This window comes from Lebetimonas sp. JS138 (assembly GCF_000523335.1).
Taxonomy (GTDB): Bacteria; Campylobacterota; Campylobacteria; order Campylobacterales; family Nautiliaceae; genus Lebetimonas.
In genome coordinates this window covers 890,853-910,878 of record NZ_ATHT01000001.1, presented here as the reverse complement: position 1 = coordinate 910,878, position 20,026 = coordinate 890,853, and the positions used below count along the sequence as shown (strand labels likewise).

General features: G+C 31.1%; 23 protein-coding genes. 13 read left to right on the top strand and 10 right to left on the bottom strand.

Annotated features, from left to right (window positions below; genetic code table 11):
- Positions 1-1,044, bottom strand: a complete 1,044-nt coding sequence (recA, locus tag DZ67_RS0105195) for a recombinase RecA (RefSeq protein WP_024791840.1) — start codon at positions 1,042-1,044, stop codon at positions 1-3.
- A 65-nt stretch (positions 1,045-1,109) separates the two neighbouring features.
- Between recA and DZ67_RS0105190 the strand changes: the two genes are divergently transcribed.
- From DZ67_RS0105190 to DZ67_RS0105175, 4 genes are read left to right on the top strand one after another with little or no spacing between them, the layout of a single operon-like run.
- Positions 1,110-2,039: an MqnA/MqnD/SBP family protein gene (locus DZ67_RS0105190; protein ID WP_051440287.1), complete on the top strand. Its 930-nt coding sequence runs from the start codon at positions 1,110-1,112 to the stop codon at positions 2,037-2,039.
- Positions 2,036-2,518 (top strand): type II toxin-antitoxin system PemK/MazF family toxin, encoded by a 483-nt coding sequence (locus DZ67_RS0105185; RefSeq protein ID WP_024791838.1) that lies wholly within the window; start codon positions 2,036-2,038, stop codon positions 2,516-2,518. The genes DZ67_RS0105190 and DZ67_RS0105185 overlap by 4 nt, the downstream gene beginning before the upstream one ends.
- Positions 2,505-2,774, top strand: a complete 270-nt coding sequence (gene fliQ / locus DZ67_RS0105180) for a flagellar biosynthesis protein FliQ (RefSeq protein ID WP_024787613.1) — start codon at positions 2,505-2,507, stop codon at positions 2,772-2,774. The genes DZ67_RS0105185 and fliQ overlap by 14 nt, the downstream gene beginning before the upstream one ends.
- A gap of 13 nt (positions 2,775-2,787) precedes the next feature.
- Positions 2,788-3,567 carry a UDP-N-acetylmuramate dehydrogenase gene (locus DZ67_RS0105175; protein ID WP_051440286.1) on the top strand — a complete coding sequence of 260 codons (780 nt, stop codon included), beginning with the start codon at positions 2,788-2,790 and terminating at the stop codon, positions 3,565-3,567.
- Here DZ67_RS0105175 and DZ67_RS0105170 read toward each other — a convergent pair.
- Positions 3,564-4,532, bottom strand: a complete 969-nt coding sequence (locus DZ67_RS0105170) for a DUF475 domain-containing protein (RefSeq protein WP_024791836.1) — start codon at positions 4,530-4,532, stop codon at positions 3,564-3,566. The two genes, DZ67_RS0105175 and DZ67_RS0105170, sit on opposite strands and share 4 nt — an antisense overlap.
- Before the next feature lie 70 nt (positions 4,533-4,602).
- The gene (nusA, locus tag DZ67_RS0105165; RefSeq protein ID WP_024791835.1) at positions 4,603-5,673 is read right to left on the bottom strand and encodes a transcription termination factor NusA; all 1,071 of its coding nucleotides are present in this window, start codon (positions 5,671-5,673) and stop codon (positions 4,603-4,605) included.
- 107 nt (positions 5,674-5,780) lie between these two features.
- On the opposite strand from nusA, the gene DZ67_RS0105160 reads away from it, so the two are divergent.
- Genes DZ67_RS0105160 through DZ67_RS0105120 form a run of 9 tightly spaced genes read left to right on the top strand, consistent with a single transcriptional unit; the run spans position 5,781 to position 11,135 of the window.
- On the top strand, positions 5,781-6,011 hold the full coding sequence (locus DZ67_RS0105160) for an HP0268 family nuclease (RefSeq protein WP_024791834.1): 231 nt from the start codon (positions 5,781-5,783) through the stop codon (positions 6,009-6,011).
- A gap of 34 nt (positions 6,012-6,045) precedes the next feature.
- A complete protein-coding gene (gene miaB / locus DZ67_RS0105155) occupies positions 6,046-7,314 on the top strand; it encodes a tRNA (N6-isopentenyl adenosine(37)-C2)-methylthiotransferase MiaB (protein ID WP_024791833.1) in 1,269 nt (422 codons plus the stop codon).
- A 53-nt stretch (positions 7,315-7,367) separates the two neighbouring features.
- Complete coding sequence (locus DZ67_RS0105150) at positions 7,368-7,769, top strand: hypothetical protein (protein WP_024791312.1); 402 nt, start codon at positions 7,368-7,370, stop codon at positions 7,767-7,769.
- On the top strand, positions 7,738-8,547 hold the full coding sequence (locus DZ67_RS09900; RefSeq protein ID WP_035907153.1) for a tyrosine-type recombinase/integrase: 810 nt from the start codon (positions 7,738-7,740) through the stop codon (positions 8,545-8,547). The genes DZ67_RS0105150 and DZ67_RS09900 overlap by 32 nt, the downstream gene beginning before the upstream one ends.
- Positions 8,538-9,392 (top strand): hypothetical protein, encoded by an 855-nt coding sequence (locus DZ67_RS0105140; protein WP_024791832.1) that lies wholly within the window; start codon positions 8,538-8,540, stop codon positions 9,390-9,392. Before DZ67_RS09900 ends, DZ67_RS0105140 begins: the two co-directional genes overlap by 10 nt.
- Positions 9,385-9,891, top strand: a complete 507-nt coding sequence (locus tag DZ67_RS0105135; protein WP_024791831.1) for a hypothetical protein — start codon at positions 9,385-9,387, stop codon at positions 9,889-9,891. The genes DZ67_RS0105140 and DZ67_RS0105135 overlap by 8 nt, the downstream gene beginning before the upstream one ends.
- Positions 9,888-10,451, top strand: a complete 564-nt coding sequence (locus DZ67_RS0105130) for a hypothetical protein (protein ID WP_024791830.1) — start codon at positions 9,888-9,890, stop codon at positions 10,449-10,451. The genes DZ67_RS0105135 and DZ67_RS0105130 overlap by 4 nt, the downstream gene beginning before the upstream one ends.
- Complete coding sequence (locus DZ67_RS0105125) at positions 10,448-10,825, top strand: acyl-CoA thioesterase (protein WP_024791310.1); 378 nt, start codon at positions 10,448-10,450, stop codon at positions 10,823-10,825. The genes DZ67_RS0105130 and DZ67_RS0105125 overlap by 4 nt, the downstream gene beginning before the upstream one ends.
- Complete coding sequence (locus tag DZ67_RS0105120; RefSeq protein WP_035003149.1) at positions 10,809-11,135, top strand: YraN family protein; 327 nt, start codon at positions 10,809-10,811, stop codon at positions 11,133-11,135. Before DZ67_RS0105125 ends, DZ67_RS0105120 begins: the two co-directional genes overlap by 17 nt.
- Before the next feature lie 131 nt (positions 11,136-11,266).
- Here the strand turns inward: DZ67_RS0105120 and DZ67_RS10250 are convergent, their stop codons facing one another.
- From DZ67_RS10250 to pyrG, 7 genes are all read right to left on the bottom strand, one after another.
- Positions 11,267-13,300 carry an EAL domain-containing protein gene (locus tag DZ67_RS10250; RefSeq protein ID WP_024791829.1) on the bottom strand — a complete coding sequence of 678 codons (2,034 nt, stop codon included), beginning with the start codon at positions 13,298-13,300 and terminating at the stop codon, positions 11,267-11,269.
- On the bottom strand, positions 13,297-14,217 hold the full coding sequence (locus DZ67_RS0105110) for a cytochrome-c peroxidase (protein ID WP_024791828.1): 921 nt from the start codon (positions 14,215-14,217) through the stop codon (positions 13,297-13,299). Before DZ67_RS0105110 ends, DZ67_RS10250 begins: the two co-directional genes overlap by 4 nt.
- 62 nt (positions 14,218-14,279) lie before the next feature.
- A complete protein-coding gene (locus DZ67_RS0105105) occupies positions 14,280-14,984 on the bottom strand; it encodes a tRNA (5-methylaminomethyl-2-thiouridine)(34)-methyltransferase MnmD (RefSeq protein WP_236620007.1) in 705 nt (234 codons plus the stop codon).
- Positions 14,962-16,269, bottom strand: coding sequence for an APC family permease (locus DZ67_RS0105100; RefSeq protein ID WP_024791826.1), 1,308 nt, complete (start codon positions 16,267-16,269; stop codon positions 14,962-14,964). The genes DZ67_RS0105105 and DZ67_RS0105100 overlap by 23 nt, the downstream gene beginning before the upstream one ends.
- Positions 16,262-16,726, bottom strand: a complete 465-nt coding sequence (locus DZ67_RS0105095) for a cyclic nucleotide-binding domain-containing protein (RefSeq protein ID WP_024791825.1) — start codon at positions 16,724-16,726, stop codon at positions 16,262-16,264. The genes DZ67_RS0105100 and DZ67_RS0105095 overlap by 8 nt, the downstream gene beginning before the upstream one ends.
- Positions 16,723-18,216: a single-stranded-DNA-specific exonuclease RecJ gene (gene recJ, locus DZ67_RS09890; RefSeq protein ID WP_236620021.1), complete on the bottom strand. Its 1,494-nt coding sequence runs from the start codon at positions 18,214-18,216 to the stop codon at positions 16,723-16,725. The genes DZ67_RS0105095 and recJ overlap by 4 nt, the downstream gene beginning before the upstream one ends.
- A gap of 123 nt (positions 18,217-18,339) precedes the next feature.
- Positions 18,340-19,971, bottom strand: a complete 1,632-nt coding sequence (gene pyrG / locus DZ67_RS0105085) for a glutamine hydrolyzing CTP synthase (RefSeq protein ID WP_024791824.1) — start codon at positions 19,969-19,971, stop codon at positions 18,340-18,342.
- Positions 19,972-20,026: the final 55 nt, after the last annotated feature.

Below are 20,026 nucleotides of genomic sequence, written 5' to 3'. Positions count from 1 at the left end.
TTATTCTCCTTTTTCTTCAGTTTCTTTTTCTAATGCCTCAATCATATTTGAAAGTTCAACACCCATGGCTTCTTTAATTTTTTGCTCAATTTCCTCTGCTATTTCAGAATGTGTTTTTAAATATTCTTTTGCATTTTCCTTACCCTGGCCGAGCCTTGTGGCGCCGTAGCTAAACCACGCTCCGCTTTTATCAACAATATCCAGTTTTACACCGTAATCAAGAATTTCACCTTCCCTGCTTATTCCTTTTCCAAACATTATGTCAAATTCCGCTATCCTGAAAGGGGGAGCCACTTTGTTTTTTACTACTTTTACTTTTGTTCTGTTACCTACTTCTTTATCCGCCTGTTTCAGCGTTGCTATTCTTCTGACATCAAGCCTTACGGAAGAATAGAATTTTAAAGCGTTACCGCCGGTTGTTGTTTCAGGGTTACCGTATCCCATCATTCCTATTTTCATTCTGATTTGGTTGATAAATACAACTGTTGTATTCATCTTGTGAATTGCGGCGGTCAGCTTTCTAAGGGCCTGAGACATAAGTCTTGCCTGCACACCCACCTGTGTATCCCCCATATTTCCTTCTATCTCCGCTTTTGGGGTGAGGGCGGCCACTGAATCAATTACAATAATGTCAACCGCACCGCTTCTGGCGAGTGTTTCAACTATTTCAAGAGCCTGCTCCCCGTAATCGGGCTGTGACACCAATAAATTATCCACATCCACGCCTATATGTTTCGCATAAATTACATCAAGGGCATGCTCCGCGTCTATAAATGCGGCCACACCGCCCTGTTTTTGAGCCTCGGCTATAATTGAAAGCGCTAACGTTGTTTTACCGCTGCTTTCAGGTCCGTATATTTCGGTAATTCTTCCTTTTGGAATACCGCCAATTCCAAGGGCCATATCAAGGCCGAAACTTCCAGTGGGAATCGCCTCAATAGGTTCTATATCCCGATCGCTCAGCTTTACCAAAGCTCCTTTTCCAAACTGCTTGTCAATCTGTTTAATTGCAAGATCCAAAGCTTTTTGTTTTTTATCATTCATTAAAGACCTTTTTTTGTTACAATTATAACAAAAAAGGTTATTAAAAATTTAATTTTTAAAGGACTATCTTGAAAACATATAATTTGGCGCATTCTCCGGATGCAGACGATATTTTTATGTATTACGCCATTAAATTTGGATGGATCTCTACTAAATGGAAAACGGGAAATGGAAACAACGGTTATATTTTTGACAGCGAAGCGGAAGATATTGAGACTCTCAATCAAAAAACAATGCAAAATATTTATGACATAAGTGCCATAAGTTTCGGTGCTTATCCTTTTTTAAAAAATGAATACGCCCTTTTGAGATGTGCGGTTAGTTTCGGATACGGATACGGGCCAAAACTTGTTAAATTAAAAGGCAAAAAGTTAAAACCGAATTTCAAAGCGGCTTTAAGCGGAAAATATACAACTAATGCCCTGCTTTTTAAAATTTACTATCCAAAAGCAAGAATCGTATATAAAAATTTCCTTGAAATTGAAGATGCTGTTTTAAGAGGTGAGGTTGATGCCGGGGTTTTAATACATGAAAGTATTTTAAATTTTAATGAAAAACTCGAAGTGGAAAAAGAACTGTGGGATATATGGAAAGAACTTGCCGGAGATATTCCGCTGCCTCTCGGGGGAATGGCTTTGAGGCGTTCAATTCCATTACTTGATGCCATAAATATAGAAAATATATTGACAAAAGCCGTTGATATTGCAAACAGGCATAAAAACATACTCTCAAAAATGCTTCTTGAAAGAAATTTGGTAAGGGTTGATAATAAAACACTGGATAAATATTTAGACCTTTACGCCAACAATAAATCGGTTGAAATGGACGAAGAACAGTTAAACGCACTCAATAAACTCTTTGAGCTTGGATATAAAAACAATTTAATCCCGCATATGGAAGATGTAAGAAATTATTTAATTCCAAAAGAGTATAAAAACTTAAGATGTGAAAGCGGTGAAAACCTGCCCGGCCGCTTGCAAAAGGCGGGGTGGTGAGTAGTGAAAATGAATTTCAAAAGTGGTATGAAAGAAATGAATTAGCGCTAAAATGTAAACCGAGAACTCAAAGGGCAAGTTTTATAGAGTTTTTGGAAGGGGAATTTAAAGGTGAACCCCCTGTTAATTTTAAAAGAGGTGAAATATATTTTGCAAAACTGACCGATTCTGCAAAAGTTAGACCATTTTTAATTTATCAAAATAATTTTTTAAACGAAGCCTGCTTCAAGGGGCTTTACCATACGGTAATAGTCTTACCCCTTTCCGGACAGATTCTCGGGGGAGATTACAGAATATTTATAAAAAAAAGAGATTTAATGAGTAAGGACAGTGAAATAGTTGCAAACGCAATAGGAATAATTTCAACAGGAAAAATAATATTTTCAAAAGGAATTGTTACAAAATTAAGCGATGAAGAAATGAAAAAAGTTGACATTGCCGTAAAAAAAGCCACAGGAATGGAAAATGAATCAGTCTGAAGTTATCGCTTTAGCGGTACAAACACTCAAACTCGCTCTTTTACTCTCACTTCCAGCACTGTTAGTAGGTATGGTGGTGGGACTTATAATTTCCATTTTTCAGGCAACAACCCAGATTAATGAAATGACGCTGAGTTTTGTTCCGAAAATTATAGCTATTGCGGTGATTTTAATTCTTACAATGCCGTGGATGATGAATGAAATGATAGATTTTACAACATATGTTTTTAAACTGATACCAACGTTTTTAAGATAGTGAGTAGTGAGTTGTGGGTAGTGAAAAATTTAAAATAATAGATTTTAGTAAATTTTCTTCAATAAAAATAGGGCCAAAAATTAAAGTTAAAATAATTGACGAAAGTAATTACAATAATGAATTTTTAATAGGACGTGCCACAAATACCTTGATTTCTCCAAATGCTAAAAATTTGGGAATTCTATCTGATAAATACAAATTTATCGAATATAAAAACGGTTACCTGAAAGTTGGAGGCAAAGTTAAAAACAGGGTTCTTTATAATTTTTGCAAAAGAAAAAATATCGGAGGGTTTGAATTTCTCTCCCACCTGCCGGGCACAATAGGCGGAAGCATTAAAATGAATGCCGGAGTGAAAAATGAAGAAATTTCAAATAATTTAATTGCCATAAAAACACTTAACGGCTGGATAGAAAAAAAAGATATTTTATTTAATTACAGGTATTCAAACATAAATGCTCCGGTTTTTGAAGCCCTTTTTGAAATAAAAAGAAATTATGACCCTTTTTTAGATAAATATTTAAAAAATCTTCGAAAAAACCAGCCAAAAAAACCAAGCCTCGGAAGTGTGTTTAAAAACCCAAAAGGTGATTTCGCCGGAAGAGTGATTGAAAAAGCAGGCCTTAAAGGAATGAAAAAAGGGGATATTCAAATTTCAAGGATTCATGCCAATTTTTTTGTAAATTTAGGAGAAGGTAAATTTAAAGATATGATTTATTTAATCAATCTGGCAAAAAAAAGGGTTTATGAAAATTTCGGAATAAAACTAATTGAAGAAATAAAAATCATTTAATTTTTCACTTTTTTAAGTTCCATTTTTGAATGAACAAACGCCGCTATCAGTAAAATAAGCCCAAGAGTCCCTGTAACAGTTTCCGGAATTTCTATAAAAATTTTTAAAAACATAATAAAAGCTAAAATTCCAATTGCATAATGGGCACCGTGTTCAAGATATTTGTATTCATCAAGCAATTCCTTCTCAACCATCCAAATGGTAAGACTTCTGACAAACATTGCGCCGATTCCAAGCCCAAGCATTATTAAAATAATATTAGGAGTAATAGCAAAAGCACCAATTACCCCGTCAAAAGAAAAAGAGGCATCTAAAATTTCAAGATAAACAAGCCCCATAAGTCCATTTTTTACATTTTCGGTGGAAAAATATTCATCCAGCGCTTTTAAAAGGGAATAAGACAAAATACCTAAAAAATAAGCTATTGCCACTGTATGACTTTTGGCGTCATAAACAATTATAATTCCGATTAAAATCGCAATCATTAAAGAAATATTATTAACCTTTCCAAATTTTTCGGCTGTTTTTTCTATTGGTTTTATCCATTTTATTTCTTTTTTTTCAAACATAAAATCGCTAAAAACCATCCATAAAAAAGCACCTCCAAACGCATATATGAGATTTTCGGTGTTTGATAAAATACTTTCATATTTATCAGGCTCAAACAAAGCAATATTAACAGTTTCCATTATTCCCATATCTGCGGCAACAGCCACTATCAAAATAGGGATTATAAGCCTCATTCCGAAAACCGCTATTATAAGTCCCCAGGTTAAAAATCTTCTTTGCCAGATTTTATCCATTGTTTTTAAAATTTTTGCATTTACCACTGCATTGTCAAAGGAGAGGGAAATTTCCAAAACAGCCAAAATTGCCGTTAAATAAACAGCTTCAAATCTCCCGACAAAAAAAGCAAGCCCCAAACCGACAACAGCAATAATAAAGGAAAAATAAAAATATTTCACAATTTATTCCTTATTATAACCATTTTCACTACTCACCGCTTTTCACTGCTCACTAGTTTCACCATTTTCACTATATCTTAAATAGACTCTCAAGCTTTGAGGTGTCTTTTGTTTTCTCTTTGGCATCTTCTAACACAATTTTATATTTTGTAAGCATACTGGCCAGTGTTATATTTACTCCGTTTTTTCCTATTGCTTTAGCTTTTTGCTCAGGGTCCACCTCCACAATCGCAACTCCGTCTTTTTCATTTATTTTTACGCTTTTTATAATTGCGGGCGAAAGAGCCCTTGCTATGTAAATTTCAGGTTTATTGGAATATTCGATTACATCAATATTTTCACCGTTTAATTCATTGCTTACGGCATTTATTCTGACTCCGTTTTTACCTATTATTGTTCCTATAGGCTCAATTCTCGGATTTATACTGCTTACGGCAACCTTGCTTCTAATACCTGGTATTCTTGCACTTGCATGAATTTTGATAATTCCATCTCTTACCTCGGGAACCGCTTTTTCAATTAATTTCTCCAAAAATTTCGGGCTTGTCCGGCTAAGTTCTATAACAATTCCTCTTTTATCGTCAAAATGGACAAACTTCAAAAGGGCTTTTAACACATCCCCCACTTCAAATTTTTCACCTTTTATTCTGTTTCTCATAGGAAGAACGCCTTTTACGCCGTTTAAATCAACCCATGTGTTTTCTTCACTGTCAACTTTTATAACTTCACCTGTTACAATAGTATTTAATTTTGAAATAAGTTTTCTGTAAATTTCATTTTCAAGCAGTCTTGTAACTTCCTTTTCAAATTCTCTTTGCAAGCTGTTAGCGCCGCTTCTTCCGAGTTTTGACAAATCAAGTTCCACTTTTAACTTATCCCCTAACTGAATATCAGGCTCAAAATCCCTCGCTTCGTCGAGGTATAAATATTTTTCGCTGTTTTCAAGTGCTCTGTCGTCATTTACAACTTCAAAAATCTGATAAATTCCCATTTTATTTTCTAAATCAATTTCAACATCAATGTCACCTATATATTTTTTGGCAATTTTAATAATTGAGCGTTTAAAAGCTTCTTTTACTTCTTCTTTATCAAGTCCTTTTTCATGCGCCACTAATGATAATAAATCTTCTATTTTTTCCACTTATAACCCTTTTTTCAATGATTTTTTTTATTTAAGAAGAAACGGGGAGTTTTCTTAGGTATAATTTTACAAAAAATTTTGATAAAATAATAGTAAAAAGGACAAAAATGACATTAAAATTAATAGAAAATGAACATAAAACAAAAGAAGTAAATATGGAAGATTTTCTTAAAAGTGTTAAATCCAACTCATTTTATTATTTTCACAAAGATACAAGTTATAAAAATCTTAAAGATTTGATAGATAAATTAAGCGAAATAGGATTTTCAGTATATTTCAGAGATGTAAAATACGGGCTTGACGAGGGGGCATATATGTATGAAATGCATATATTATAGTGAGTGGTGAAAATAGTGAGTGGTGAGTTGTGAAATGAAAAAACTCTATATTGAAACTTTCGGCTGTCAGATGAATGTAAAAGACAGCGAGCATATTGTAGCAGAGCTTTCAAATGAATATCAAACCACACAAAATCCGAATGAAGCGGATTTAATTATTCTCAACACCTGCTCAGTAAGAGAAAAACCGGTTAACAAACTCTTCTCCGAACTCGGGAAACTGAAAAAAATAAATCCAAATGCAAAATTCGGTGTTTGCGGATGCACTGCAAGCCATATGGGAGAGGAAATTATAAAAAAAGCTCCTTTTGTCAGCTTTGTGCTTGGAGCCAGAAATGTAAGTAAAATAAATGAGGCCGTAAACAAAGAAAAATATATTTTTACCGATATAAATTATGATGACACAACATATATGTTTAAAAACACAAGAAAAAATCCATATAAAGATTTTGTAAATATAATGGTCGGCTGCGACAAAAAATGTACTTTTTGCATAGTGCCGAAAACGCGTGGAAAAGAAATATCCATTCCTATGGATTTAATTTTAAAAGAAGTTGAAAAATTAGCAAATGAAGGCGTAAAAGAAATAACGCTTCTTGGACAAAATGTTAATAATTACGGAAAAAGATTCAGTGTTGCCCATCCCAAAGTAGATTTTACAGACCTTTTAAGAGAAGTCAGTAAAATTGACGGAATTGAAATTATAAGATTCACTTCCCCCCACCCTCTTCATGCAGACGACAAATTTTTGGATGAATTTGCAAACAATCCTAAAATAGCAAAACACATTCATTTTCCTCTTCAAAGCGGAAGCACTAAAATACTTAAAGCCATGAAAAGAGGATATTCTAAAGAATGGTTTTTAAACAGATGCGAAATTTTGCGTCAAATCCCAGAGGTTTCAATAACCACCGATATAATCGTCGGTTTTCCGGGAGAAAGTGAAGAGGATTTTAATGAAACGCTTGATGTGGTAGAAAAAGTAAGATTCGAGCAGATGTTCAGTTTTGTATATTCTCCAAGACCTCTCACAGAGGCTGCAAATATGGCCAATCAAATAGACAAACAGACAGCAAAAAAAAGACTGCATAAACTTCAAAATATGCACAAAGCCATCCAGGATGAAATATATCAAAATAAACTCGGCAAAATTTACAAAGCTTTGATTGAAGAAGAGACACTTGCCAGAAGCAATAATAATTTCACCGTTAAGATTGCCCCTGATAACAAAAATCTGGGAAAAATTGTAAACGTAAAAATAAAAGAAATAATTAATCATAATCTGATAGGAGAAGTAATATAAAAAAAATTCTTGTTTTTCTTGGTATAATTATTTTAGGAGTTTTTATTTATTATATGTTAAACGATTCATACAGGCTTTCATTTGAAGCTAAATATTTTTTTGAAATAGGCGATTATAAAAAAGCCGAGCTTTTGGCAAAAAAAGCATATATTTTAGAGCCATATAACAGAATGGCGTTTACAGTTTACACACAGTCCAAAATTGCAAACGAATGGCAAAATTATATAAATGACGCAGAAAAATATTTTAAAAAAATTGAAATTATTGCAAACAAAAAAAATATTACAAAACAGGACAGGGAAAAAGTAAAAATAATGCTTGAAATTATAATAGACGAATATAAAACATTGACGCCCTCGCTTCTTTTACCGGAAAGTTTAAAAGAAAAGGCACAAAAGATGTATAGGAAGGGGAAAAAACTGTATGAAAACGTTTTTGCAAAAAGAATCCCGTAAATATTTGAAATATATTGAAAAAACAAAATCAAAAGAGACTTTAAGAACCTATGAAAGCACACTCAAAGAGGCAATTAATTTTATTGAAATAATTAACAATGAAATCGATATAACGCCTTACAGATTGCATATTGCCTCTTTAAATAAAAAAACCATAGCAAAAAAAATATCCGCCATCAGAAGTTTTTTTGAATTTTTACAAAGTGAAGGGTTTAAATACAAACTTATAGGGGATGAGCATATAAAAGTACCTAAAACCCTTCCAAAACCCGTTAGCATCGAAAAAATAAAAGAGGTTTTAAAAATAGCCGATATGGAAGAATATTTAGCAATTATCGTAATTTTCTCCCTGGGGCTCAGGATAAGCGAAGCTGCGAATATAAAATTAAACGATATAAAAGGTGAATGGATAGAAATAAAAGGCAAGGGAAATAAAACAAGAATACTTCCGCTCCATCCAAAACTTAAAGATTTTATCAATAAATTCTTAAAAATAAATCCGAAAAAAGAATATCTTTTTGAGAAAAATTCCATTCCCTTAGGAGAAAGCAAATTACGATATATTGTTCAAAAAGCTTTTAAAAAAACAGGTATTCATGTAACGCCTCATCAGCTAAGACATTCATTTGCCACTTATTTACTAAATAAAGGTGCCAGAATAAACGATGTAAGCGAACTGTTGGGGCATGAATTTATTTCAACCACCCAGATTTATACAAAATTAAGTTCAAATTTGAAATTAAAAAATTACATAAAAGCGCATCCGTTATGTTCTTAAAAAGATTTATAAAAAAACAGTATATTTCTTTTTATTTTGATGAAAATTATAAAATGTTAAATGAAATATATAAAAACAATAAATTATTGGAAGAAAACAGATTTGAATTCGAAAATAAAAAAGATTTAATAAATAAAATGAAAGAATTATCCCAGGATATTCCCCAAACATATCTTTCTTCCGTGATACAGACTATAAACCAGGGTGTTATTCCCACATGCGAAAAAAAAGAATTTTCCAAATTCGGAATAGAAACCGAAAACATTAAATATATCTGTATAAACAATAAATTTGCCGTATATGCTTCTATTTTTGATTTAATGGAATTAAAAAGATTCAATCTCGATTTTATTTATTCAATTTTTTCACTTATTGATTATAAAGCTGCAAAAAAAACAAACACTTTATATGTAATTATTACAAAAGAAAAATTTTATGTATTGATTTATTATAAAAACATTCCTGTTTATTCCGATATTTACGAAAAAATAGAAGAGATGTTCGAAGAAAACAATGAAAATACAGACGACGAAATAATAGAAGAAATAGACGATGATGATGGTATGGTAGAAGATTTAGATAAAATAGAAGACATTCCTGAAGTTGAAGAAAAAGAAATTAAAACAGGAATTGAAATGGATGTTGTCAATTTTATAAAATCATCGCTTGAAGAATATTATAACAATTATTCTGAAGATTTTATTGAAAACATTGTTATATTAGACAGCGGTATTTTAAACGATGATGTTACACAAATAATAAAAGATATGCTTTTAATTGAAGCTAAAAAAGAAAATTTCGATATATTAAAAACAATAAACGAAATAAGCAGGAAAAATGTATAGTTTTACAAAACCGAAACAAAAACCGCTCTTGTTGGAAGATACAAAATTATGGCTTGTTTTTATTTTTATTTCCCTGAGTCTTTATATATTGTTTGGAGTGTTTTTAAGCCTGAAAGCATATATTTTTAAAAAAGACACCGATACATTTCAAAAAGAAATTATAAATTTAAACGCTAAATTAACAAATATTCAAAAACAAAAAACATTTATTTTAAAAGAAAAAACACTGTATGAAGACATTATGGTTAAAAACTCACTTTTAAAACAAAGCGTTAAGAACCTGCTTGATTTAATACCCGACCCGATTACCCTTAGTTCATGCGAATTTGACAAAAACAGGCTTGTACTTTACGGAATAACCCCGAGTAAAGATATATATAATATTTTAATGCTTCCGCCTCTTGAATCTATTTTTAATGAAACAAAAACCTACTTTTACCAGATGCCAAACGGCTGGTACAGATTCAAATCCGAAAATTATTTAAAGAGTAAACAATGAAATTACCAAAAATAAACTCTTTTAAAATACCGAAAATAAAAATATACGGAATAGATATTATAAAAAATTTTCTTTTTTTTACTTTTTTTGTAATTTTGACACTTTTTAGCATATGGATAATTATAGCCCCGTCTATTAGAATTTTCAAAAAAAACCAAAACGAATATTATAAAACAAAAACCGAATTTGAACATTTAAAAAACCGGTATTTAGAAAAATCATTGACACTTAAAAAACTGCAAAAAGAAAACAAAAAAGTAATTTTAGCCCTGAAAAGAGATTTTAATAAAAAAAATTTTAAATCATTTGCTTCAAAATATATGAATATATTAAATATTAAAGAAATCAACTCCTCCACTTACCAAAACGTTTTTTTGAAAACATCTTACATGGTTGACGCCGTTATAAAAAGCCCCAAAAATTTTTATGACTTTTTAGACGCCCTGAAAGATTATAAATATGTGATAAGGGCATATTTTCCTGTAAATTTTGAAAAAAAAGAAGAAAGTATTGCACTTACTTTTAAAATAGAGCAATATAAAATCAAAAAACAAAAATGAAATATAAAAAAAGAATTTATTATTCCCATACCGATGCAGGCGGAATTGTATATCATACAAATTATATAACGTTCTGTGAAGAGGCAAGAAGTGAAATTTTCTTCCAAAAAGGCATTTTCTTTGAAAAAGAAGAAGGTTATGTGGTAAAGGATATAAACGCCGTTTTTCTCTCAAGCGCCAAACTCGGAGACATAATAGAAATTAAAACTGAAATTTTAGAAATAGGAAAGGTAAAACTAAAAGTTATGCATTCAATATTTAAAGAAAATAAAAAAATTTTTAAACTGTCCGTTACACTCGCATATATTAAAAATTCAAAACCCTCACGCATTCCGCAAAACCATCTGGAAATACTGTATGAATACAAAAACTAAAGGAAATATCGCCGAACAAAAAGCCGCCCAATTTTTAAAAAACAACAATTTTAAAATAATTGAGAGAAACTTTTATACAAAATTCGGGGAAATAGACATCATCGCTTTTAAAAACAGTGTTTTTCATTTTATAGAAGTAAAAAGCGGTAAAAATTTTGAGCCTGTTTACAATATAACGCCCGCCAAACTTCAAAGAATTATAAAATCCGCATATGTATATTTAAAAAAGCACAATATAAACTCCGCTTTTTGCATAGATGCAATTATTATAAAAAACGATATTGAATTTATTCAAAACATTACATTTTAAGCTCCCGAAAGGGAGCAACCTTTTAATTAAAAAAGGAGAAAGGATGAAAAAGGGGGGATTAGAATTATAATTAAAAAAGATTAAAAAAATGTTAAATATGTAAAATTTATGTCAAATTTGTAAAATTTATGTCAAATTTCTGTCGGTTTTGAAAGCGGCTCATACAAATAAAATCCCTGGACACAGTCAATACCCAAATTTTTGACAATTTCAAAAACTTCTTTATTATGAACAAATTCCGCAATCGTTTTTATGTTTTCCCTCTTTGCAAAAAGACCTACCAATTCCACCACAGTTTTAGAAACACTGTCTTTATCGATATTTTTAATCAGACTCCCGTCTATTTTTATAAAGTCTATATCTAAATTAACAATATGTGCAAAGTTTGAGTATCCGCTTCCAAAATCGTCTATTGCAAAAGAGATGTTTTTCATTTTCATTAATTTAATAAATTTCTCAACTTGTTTATAATCTTTGACTGCCTCACTTTCAAGAATTTCAAAAGTCAGATACTTTTCAATTCCTTTAAATTCTCTGAATTTTTTTCTTAAAAACCAGATAATTTCGGCGTCTAAAATATCCTCAATAGATAAATTGACAGAAAAATATATATTTTTATTATAAAGCATTTCAAAGGCTTTGGAAATTATAATTTTGGTTATTTCCCAGTACATTCTGTTTTCTTTTGCTATTTCAAGATAAGGAAAAATTGATTCTACTTTTCCGTTATTATCTATTCTTGCCAATACCTCGTATTTTAATATAGCTCCAGTTTTAACATCCACAATAGGCTGAAAATACGGAATAATCCTGTTATTGTTAATGGCATTGGACAAAATGGTGGATTTTTTTATATTTCTTTTAATTTTTTCAGAATTATCTAAATTATCATTATATTCAATAAATTTTAACCTTTTGTTTTGTTTAATATAATGAAGGGCAATTTCAGCTGTTTTTAAAAGCGGTTTTTTTTCACTTATTGCAGCGCTGAGTGAAATTTGAAAATCAAGTTTTTCATCCACAGAATAATTTACATGCTCAAATGTATCCATTATAGTTTTAACATAGGTTTTAATTGAATTTTTATCTTTTGAGAGAATTGCAAAATTATCTGCAACTATTCTATATACATTTTTATCCAAATTTTTTAAAAAATCCGCAACTTCCATTAATATTTTATCACCTGTCTCCCTTCCGTATAAATCATTTATGTTTTTAAAGCCGTCTATATTTAAAAGAAGAATCGCATTAAATTTATTCTGGTCTTCCAAATATTTGTTTCTGTTATAAATATTTGTAACATTATCAATATATGCAAGTTCGTATAAAAGGTCTTTATCTTTTTCGACCATTCCTATTAAGATTATCAATGCCACAAATAAGGCAAACAATACAAAAATTCCAAAATATCCCATAATTGTGAAACTGTTGATTTGTATATTTGAAATTATTAAAAACTTTTGTTTTAACTTATGCAGTTTTTCAATGCTGTCTGAATTCAGAATTTTATTTAAATAAATATTATATTTACTCAAATTATTTAAAATTACATTTATATGTAAAATTAAAGATTGGTTAAAAAGATTAGCTTCTTTATTGTTAAATTTTATTTTTTTAAAATAATTTATATTAATATTTTTTATTAAAGACAGATCATTTGTAAACTTAGCCAAATATACAGATGAAACAGCATAAACCACTTTTTTTCTATAATTTACAGGAACATTTAATTCGGGAAGCTTTGAAAGAAGTGTAGCCAAAAAAATAGTTGAATTTTTAATAGGCGCGTTAACTTTTTGAAATTCATATATATAATATACCTTTTCGTTAAATGCTTTTTTATAATCAAACAGATATTTTAATACAAAAGGTTCATTTATTTTTATTAAATTATCTTTTAAAACATTTATTTTATTTTTTATTTTTTTTATAGAATAAACATTTTCATCAAAACTTGAATATAAAAACAAAGAATTTTTAAGTATATAATAATTTAATCTATACTCTTCTTTCTCGATATTTAACAAAATATTGTTTACTTTATTTATTTTTAATAAATAATTTTTTGCGTAATTATTAAAAGCATATATTATTAAGATTACAGCTAAACCGATTATTCCCACATATACTTGCACTGATGTGAATTTAAATCTTTTAAATTTCATTTTTCATCCAGTATTTCCGGTTTTTTACCTGTTAGGGTTTTTAAAAAAGCTACAATTTTATCTGTTTCATTATTATTAAGTTTAATACCCAAATTATAATAAGCCATCAATTTAACCGCCTTTTTTAGGGTTTTAACGCTTCCGTCGTGAAAATACGGATATGTAAGGGCTATATTTCTAAGAGTAGGGACTTTATAAACATATTTATCATCTGGATTATGTGTTACATAAAATCTATCTAAACCTCTTGACAATTTATAAACTTTCACAACCACCCCTATTTTTTGATAAGAATTTCCTCCAAAATTAATTCCGTTATGGCATGTTATACATCCGTATCGTTTAAAAAGCATAAACCCTTCTTTTTCTTTTTTTGAAAGTTTTGCTTTTCCTTTTAAATATAAATCAAATTTAGAGTTAGGAGTAATTAATGCTTTTTCAAATTCCGCTATTGCATCAAAAACTAAATCATATTTTATATAATCAACCCCGTATACTTGTTTAAATAATTTTTTATATTCAGGCACAGCATTTAATTTTTTTTCTAAAAGTTCCCTGTTCATTCCCATTTCTAACAGATCTTGATTAGCCTCTTCGGCCTGGTCTTTAAGAGTAGGCGCTCTTCCATTCCAAAAAAATGCTATATTAAATACTGCATTAAAAACTGTTGGAGAGTTCATGGGTTTATCTATCTGTCCAAATACACCTTTGCTAAACTGCTCGTTATCATCCCCTCCTTTAAAAACATTATGACAGCTGACACAAGCAATTTTATTATCGGCTGAAAGGCGAGGATCAAAAAAAAGTTTTTTACCAAGCAAGGCTTTTTGTTTATTATATTCAATATGCTCAGGTATCGGTTTTAGAAGCTGGGCATTAACAAAAACAATTATAAAAAATACTAAAATTTTTCTCATTTATCCTCTTTAAGAGTTTTTTATACAATTATATCACCCCCCCCTGTAAAATCAAGGCTTTTTTAATCAGTATAATAATAACAATTTACTCTTTTTAATTTCTCTTCAAAATCCACTCTTTCAAAAGGCAAATCTTTAAATGATGCAATTGTGCCTTTTCTTATTTCATCTGTATTATGCGTATATAGTTTAAATCCGAGTTTATACAGTGCACATCTTACAGGTGTTGCAACGCTATACGAAGTTATTATACCAAATTTATTTAAGATATTCTTAATCTGTGTAAAATATTCTATACTCCACAGCTCTTTATTTACTTTTGGAGAAAAGGCATCCTGATAAACAATATCAATACTACTTAATTTTTTAATATATTCCCTTGCATCTCCTATAAACACTTCAATTTTTACAAACTCGTCTTCATAAAAAAATTCTTTACTTATTTTTTCAATAATATGCTTTATTTTTTCAAATTCTTTTGGATAAGGGAAATTTACTAAACTTTTAACTAAATTTTCATCCATTTCTGGAGAGAAAATATTTAATTTTGAATTTTGAGGTCTGTTTAAAACACTTAAAAATGTGTTATATCCAAGCCCGAAACAGATATCTAATATATTAATTTCTTTTTTTTGAATTACCGAAAAAGCCGGATATATATGTTTATAAAGGCTTTCTTTAACAGCCCCCTCGCTTGAATGATAGCATTCGTTAAATTTATCGCTTTTTAATGTAAAAGTTCCGTCAGCTGTTTTTATCTTTTGCAACTTTTTTCCTTGCATAAAAAAATGCCAAAATTCCTATAATTACATATAAAGAAAATACAAAAACAAGCTCTATTTTATTTATTTTATATTCATAATAAAATATAAAAACACCGCCTATAAATAAACCGGCCATCGAAATTAATGTAACAATGAGCGATGAATTTGTCTTATCCTTTATTTTAAAATTAGCCAGAGACATTAAAAAAGAGACTAATAAAAATGTAATACTTCCAAATTCCAATATTAATCTTAAATTTCCTATAACAATGAGTAAACTCGCAACAAATGCCATAGTAACAATAGAATAACTTGGAATTGTGCCGTTTCTGAAACTTAAAATCTTTGGCATATATCCGTCATCCGCAATTCTTGCAAGCTGACGGGAAGAGCCGAAAAGAGTGGAATTAATTGCACTTGTTGTAGCCAAGATTGCGCTAAAAATAACCAAACCCCCTCCCCATTCACCTACAATCGATTTCATTCCCACAGCCAGAGCCGCTTCTTTATTTCTTATCAATTCATTCTTATCAATTGATAAAACACTGGCAAGTGCAATAATAAAATAAATCATACTTACTATAAAAATTGCCGAATATATTGCCCTTGGAATATTTTTGTCCGGCTCTTCCATATCTTTTACACCGTTGATTATAAGCTGAAAACCTTCATATGCCACAAATGTTACGGATGAGACCATTAATATATTCAAAAACGGGGTGTTTTTAAAATCACTGCTTAAAACTCTTATAAACGAATGAAAATCATATTTTGAAAAATAAAAAAGAATTAATGAAATAATAAATAAAATAAACAGCTTTAAATACACAATAACATCTTCAACCTCCCCCATTCCCCTGACACTCCAGAGATTAATTGCGGCAAAAGTCCATACTATTAAAATAGCAATTATTTTTCTGATTATTTCATTTTCTCCGAAACTCATTAGACTTATCGAATAAGATGAAAATGTATAAGCATATAAAGCAATGGTTGAAATATATCCAAAAACCGTATACCAGCCTATTATTGCCGCCGCAAAATGCGAATTTGCAAACGTTCTTTTAAAAAAAGCGTATGTTGCACCTTCGTCCTTATAATAAACTCCAAGTTTTACATATGCATATCCGGCAAAAAAAGCCAAAACACCTCCAAGAGCTATTGAAAAAGGTGCTAAAAATCCTGCAATTGATACAGAAATTCCAAGGATAGTAAATATCCCGCCCCCTATCATTCCTCCTATACCTATTGCTAAAAGTTCTTTAAATCCCAGAGCTTTTTTAGTCATTTTCCACCACTTCCACAAAAGCGTTGTATAACGTTATAATGTCCCTGTCCGCCTTTCTTAAATGTTTTGTCAGATTATATGAAATTATCCAAAGCATTTTTACCCCGATTGTAGGATATGTATCAATTATTTCTATAAAATCGTTATGGTCTATTTCAAAAACCAGAATATCGGTTTTTGCTTTTATAGTTGAAGTTACAAGCCCTCTGTCTATCAAATTAACCTCTCCAAAAAATTCTTCCCCTCCTGCCTTTATATCCGTAATAATATAATCATTTTTATATATTGTCTCTTTTATTACACTGACTTCGCCCTCTTTTAAAATAAAAGCTTTCCCCGAATATTCCCCCTCTTTTACAAGAATTTCATCCTTTTTATATTTTTTTTCCTTAAAAAAATCTTTTATCTTTTCATATTCTTCGTTATTCAGGGTTTTAAATATCGGATGGTTTTTCATAATATCTCCTCGATTATCAGCTGGACTTCCCTGCCGTAATAATTATTTTCACTTAAATTGAATTTAAATGTTATATTGTCATCAAATTCTCCGTCAAACCTAAAAATAACAGCAGGCAGATAAATACCGTTTTGATTTAAAATCAGTTTATAATGGTTGTCTTTTAAATTTTGAATATGCTCTATTTTGGCATGGGTTATAAATTTCGGTTTTGGATTGGCTTCCCCGAAAGGCTCGTAACCTTTTATAATATCCAGCAGTTCCAAATCTATTTCACAAAAAGGAAGTTCACCCAAAACAAAGTCTTCTATAAAAAAATCATCTTCACTGTATTTTTTTATTTTTTCATTTAAGGTTTTTTTTAACTTTTCAAAATTTTCTTTTCTTATTGTAAGCCCGCAGGCCATTTTATGACCTCCAAAACCCTCAAGCAAATCCTTACATTCACTTACCAACCCGAATATATCGATATTTCCAAGACTTCTTCCGCTGCCTTTAAGAAATTCACCTTTTTTTGAAAAAACAATTGCCGGTTTTTTATGCTTTTGAACAAGCCTGCTTGCAATAATTCCCACAACACCTTCATGAAAATCACCGTAGAAAAGGATAAAATCTTCATCTTCCACTTCAATGGATTCAATAATTTCTTTTTCCGTTTCTTTTCTTAAATTGTTAAGCCTGTCAAGTTCAAGATAATATCTAAAAGCTTCCTCTTCGCTTTTACTCACCAAAAAATTATATGCCGCATATGCACTCTCCATCCTGCCGGCCGCATTAATTCTCGGGGCTATCTGAAAGGCAATGGTTTCAGAGTTTATTTCTTTAAATTCACGCACCAAAATTCTGCTAAACGGCCTTAATGCCATATTCAGCCTTTTTAAGCCCATATTCACAAGTGTTCTGTTCATATGCGTAAGAGGCATAACATCCGCAATAATGGCAATTGACAAAATATCCAGAAACTCCCTTAAATCTATTTTTAAATTCATTCTCTGTTTTATAGAGGCACACAGATACCATGCAACCTCAGCCCCGCAAATTTCTTTAAAAGGAAACTCGGGTGAAATTTTCGGATTTATAATCACATATGCATCCGGCATCTTAAACTCACCGCTTTCACCATCACCGCTTTCACCATTAATAATTGGCGTATGATGGTCGGTAATTATTAAATCAGCTCCTGTTTCTTTACAGATTTTGGCAGCTTCAAATGAGGTTATTCCGTTATCTACTGTAATTATCAAATCGGCTTTTATTTCTTTTAGAATTTTAGGGCTCAGACCGTATCCGTGAACAAACCTGTTTGGAATTACGATTTCCAAATCAACCCCAATTTTTTCAAAAAAAAGTTTCATTATTGCCAAGCTGCTTGTCCCGTCAACATCGTAATCACCTACAACTACAATTTTTTCTTGTGTTTGAATTGCTTTTACTATTCTTTCAGCTGCTTTATAGATATCTGATAAAAGGGAAAAATGGGGAATATTGATTGATTCTATCTCTTCAATTCTTGAAGAGAATTTCTTTTATAATTTGTTTATATAATTTTTCATCATGGCCGCTTTTCAAGCAGCCAAATGGGCTAAACTCATTTTTCACTTTTAATTTTTCATTTATATCCTGCATTTGTATGCATTCTCAACAAAGCTCATAATTACTTTATTCGGAGATTTTAATTTATTTGTAAATTCCGGATGAAACTGAACTCCTACAAACCAGGGGTGATTTTTAAGCTCAACCGCTTCGATAAGCCCTTCTTTACTTTTACCGCTTACAATCATTCCGTTATCTTCCAATGCTTTTTCATAAGCATTGTTTACTTCATATCTGTGACGGTGTCTTTCAATCACTTTATCCACTTTGTAGGCTTCATAAAGCTTTGTATCTTTTTTTATAAGACATTCATATCCCCCGAGTCTCATAGTGCCGCCCAAAGGGGATTTGTGTGTTCTTATCTGTTTTTGTCCGTTTGCATCTATAAATTCATCTATAAGATACACAACCGGCTCGCTTGTATCCGGTTCGAATTCCTGAGAATTGGCGTATTTTAAACCTAAAACATTTCTTGCAAATTCTATTACAGCAAGCTGCATACCTAAACATATCCCGAGATAAGGAATTTTATTAACCCTGGCGTATTTTATGGCTATCAGTTTGCCTTCAACCCCTCTTTCCCCGAAACCTCCCGGGACTAAAATTCCACTTACTTCCGCAAAAATATTTCCAAGTTCTTCATCACTGATTTTTTCAAGATTTTCACTGTCTATCCATTCAATTTCAACTCTCATATCAAGATGGGCGCCGCTGTGAATCAAGGCTTCTATTAACGATTTGTAGCTCTCTTTTAATTTAAGGTATTTTCCGACAAAAGCTATTTTTACCGACTTTTGGGGAGAAATAATTTTTTTAACCAAATAATTCCATTCACTCATATCCGGATGTAATTCTCCCAAATCAAGCTGTTCTGAAATCGGTTTTAAAATATCCTGATTAAAAAAATTCAGAGGAACCTGATAAATGGTAGGGGCATCCACTGCTTCAATAACGGCTTCCCTGTCTATGTCGGTGGAAGTGGCAAGTTTGTCTTTAAGACTTTTAGGAAGAGGCTTTTCTGTCCTGCAAACTATCATATGAGGCGTAATCCCTATACGTCTTAGTTCCTGCACACTGTGCTGGGTCGGTTTTGTTTTAAGCTCGCCCGCAGCCTTCATATAGGGAATCAGAGTAACATGGACAAACATAGCATTATTTTTACCGACTTCCTGTTTAAGTTGCCTTACCGCCTCTAAAAAAGGAAGCCCTTCAATATCCCCGACTGTCCCTCCGAGTTCTACCACAACAATGTCGGCATCGTTACTGACGTCTTTTATTCTTTTTTTTATTTCATCCGTAATATGTGGAATAATCTGGACAGTTTTCCCCAGATAATCCCCTCTTCTTTCCTTTTTTATTACGCCTAAATAAACCTGCCCTGTTGTAAAATTGTTTTTTTTGCCTAAATTTATATTTAAAAATCTTTCATAATTTCCCACATCCAAATCCGTTTCGGCTCCGTCTTCGGTTACAAAAACCTCTCCGTGCTCAAACGGGCTCATTGTTCCCGGGTCAACATTAATATAAGGGTCTATTTTTACCATAGTGACTTTCAATCCGCTGTGTTGAAGAAGCGTCGCAATGGAAGCTGAAGTAATACCTTTTCCGAGAGAACTGAGCACGCCTCCGGTTACAAAAATAAATTTAGCCATAAAGTCCCTTTTTTATGAAATTATATCATTTTTAAATAAGATATAATTTCATAAA

What these genes read in the sequence shown, in the direction of transcription:
- DZ67_RS09900 (WP_035907153.1), top strand. Translation starts at nt 7,738, where the DNA reads ATGAAAACGTTTTTGCAAAAAGAATCCCGTAAATATTTGAAATATATT.
- DZ67_RS0105120 (WP_035003149.1), top strand. Translation starts at nt 10,809, where the DNA reads ATGAATACAAAAACTAAAGGAAATATCGCCGAACAAAAAGCCGCCCAA.
- DZ67_RS0105130 (WP_024791830.1), top strand. Translation starts at nt 9,888, where the DNA reads ATGAAATTACCAAAAATAAACTCTTTTAAAATACCGAAAATAAAAATA.
- DZ67_RS10250 (WP_024791829.1), bottom strand. Translation starts at nt 13,300, where the DNA reads ATGAAATTTAAAAGATTTAAATTCACATCAGTGCAAGTATATGTGGGA.
- DZ67_RS0105095 (WP_024791825.1), bottom strand. Translation starts at nt 16,726, where the DNA reads ATGAAAAACCATCCGATATTTAAAACCCTGAATAACGAAGAATATGAA.
- DZ67_RS0105140 (WP_024791832.1), top strand. Translation starts at nt 8,538, where the DNA reads ATGTTCTTAAAAAGATTTATAAAAAAACAGTATATTTCTTTTTATTTT.
- fliQ (WP_024787613.1), top strand. Translation starts at nt 2,505, where the DNA reads ATGAATCAGTCTGAAGTTATCGCTTTAGCGGTACAAACACTCAAACTC.
- DZ67_RS0105110 (WP_024791828.1), bottom strand. Translation starts at nt 14,217, where the DNA reads ATGAGAAAAATTTTAGTATTTTTTATAATTGTTTTTGTTAATGCCCAG.
- pyrG (WP_024791824.1), bottom strand. Translation starts at nt 19,971, where the DNA reads ATGGCTAAATTTATTTTTGTAACCGGAGGCGTGCTCAGTTCTCTCGGA.
- DZ67_RS0105160 (WP_024791834.1), top strand. Translation starts at nt 5,781, where the DNA reads ATGACATTAAAATTAATAGAAAATGAACATAAAACAAAAGAAGTAAAT.
- DZ67_RS0105125 (WP_024791310.1), top strand. Translation starts at nt 10,448, where the DNA reads ATGAAATATAAAAAAAGAATTTATTATTCCCATACCGATGCAGGCGGA.
- DZ67_RS0105150 (WP_024791312.1), top strand. Translation starts at nt 7,368, where the DNA reads ATGTTAAACGATTCATACAGGCTTTCATTTGAAGCTAAATATTTTTTT.
- recA (WP_024791840.1), bottom strand. Translation starts at nt 1,044, where the DNA reads ATGAATGATAAAAAACAAAAAGCTTTGGATCTTGCAATTAAACAGATT.
- miaB (WP_024791833.1), top strand. Translation starts at nt 6,046, where the DNA reads ATGAAAAAACTCTATATTGAAACTTTCGGCTGTCAGATGAATGTAAAA.
- DZ67_RS0105100 (WP_024791826.1), bottom strand. Translation starts at nt 16,269, where the DNA reads ATGACTAAAAAAGCTCTGGGATTTAAAGAACTTTTAGCAATAGGTATA.
- DZ67_RS0105135 (WP_024791831.1), top strand. Translation starts at nt 9,385, where the DNA reads ATGTATAGTTTTACAAAACCGAAACAAAAACCGCTCTTGTTGGAAGAT.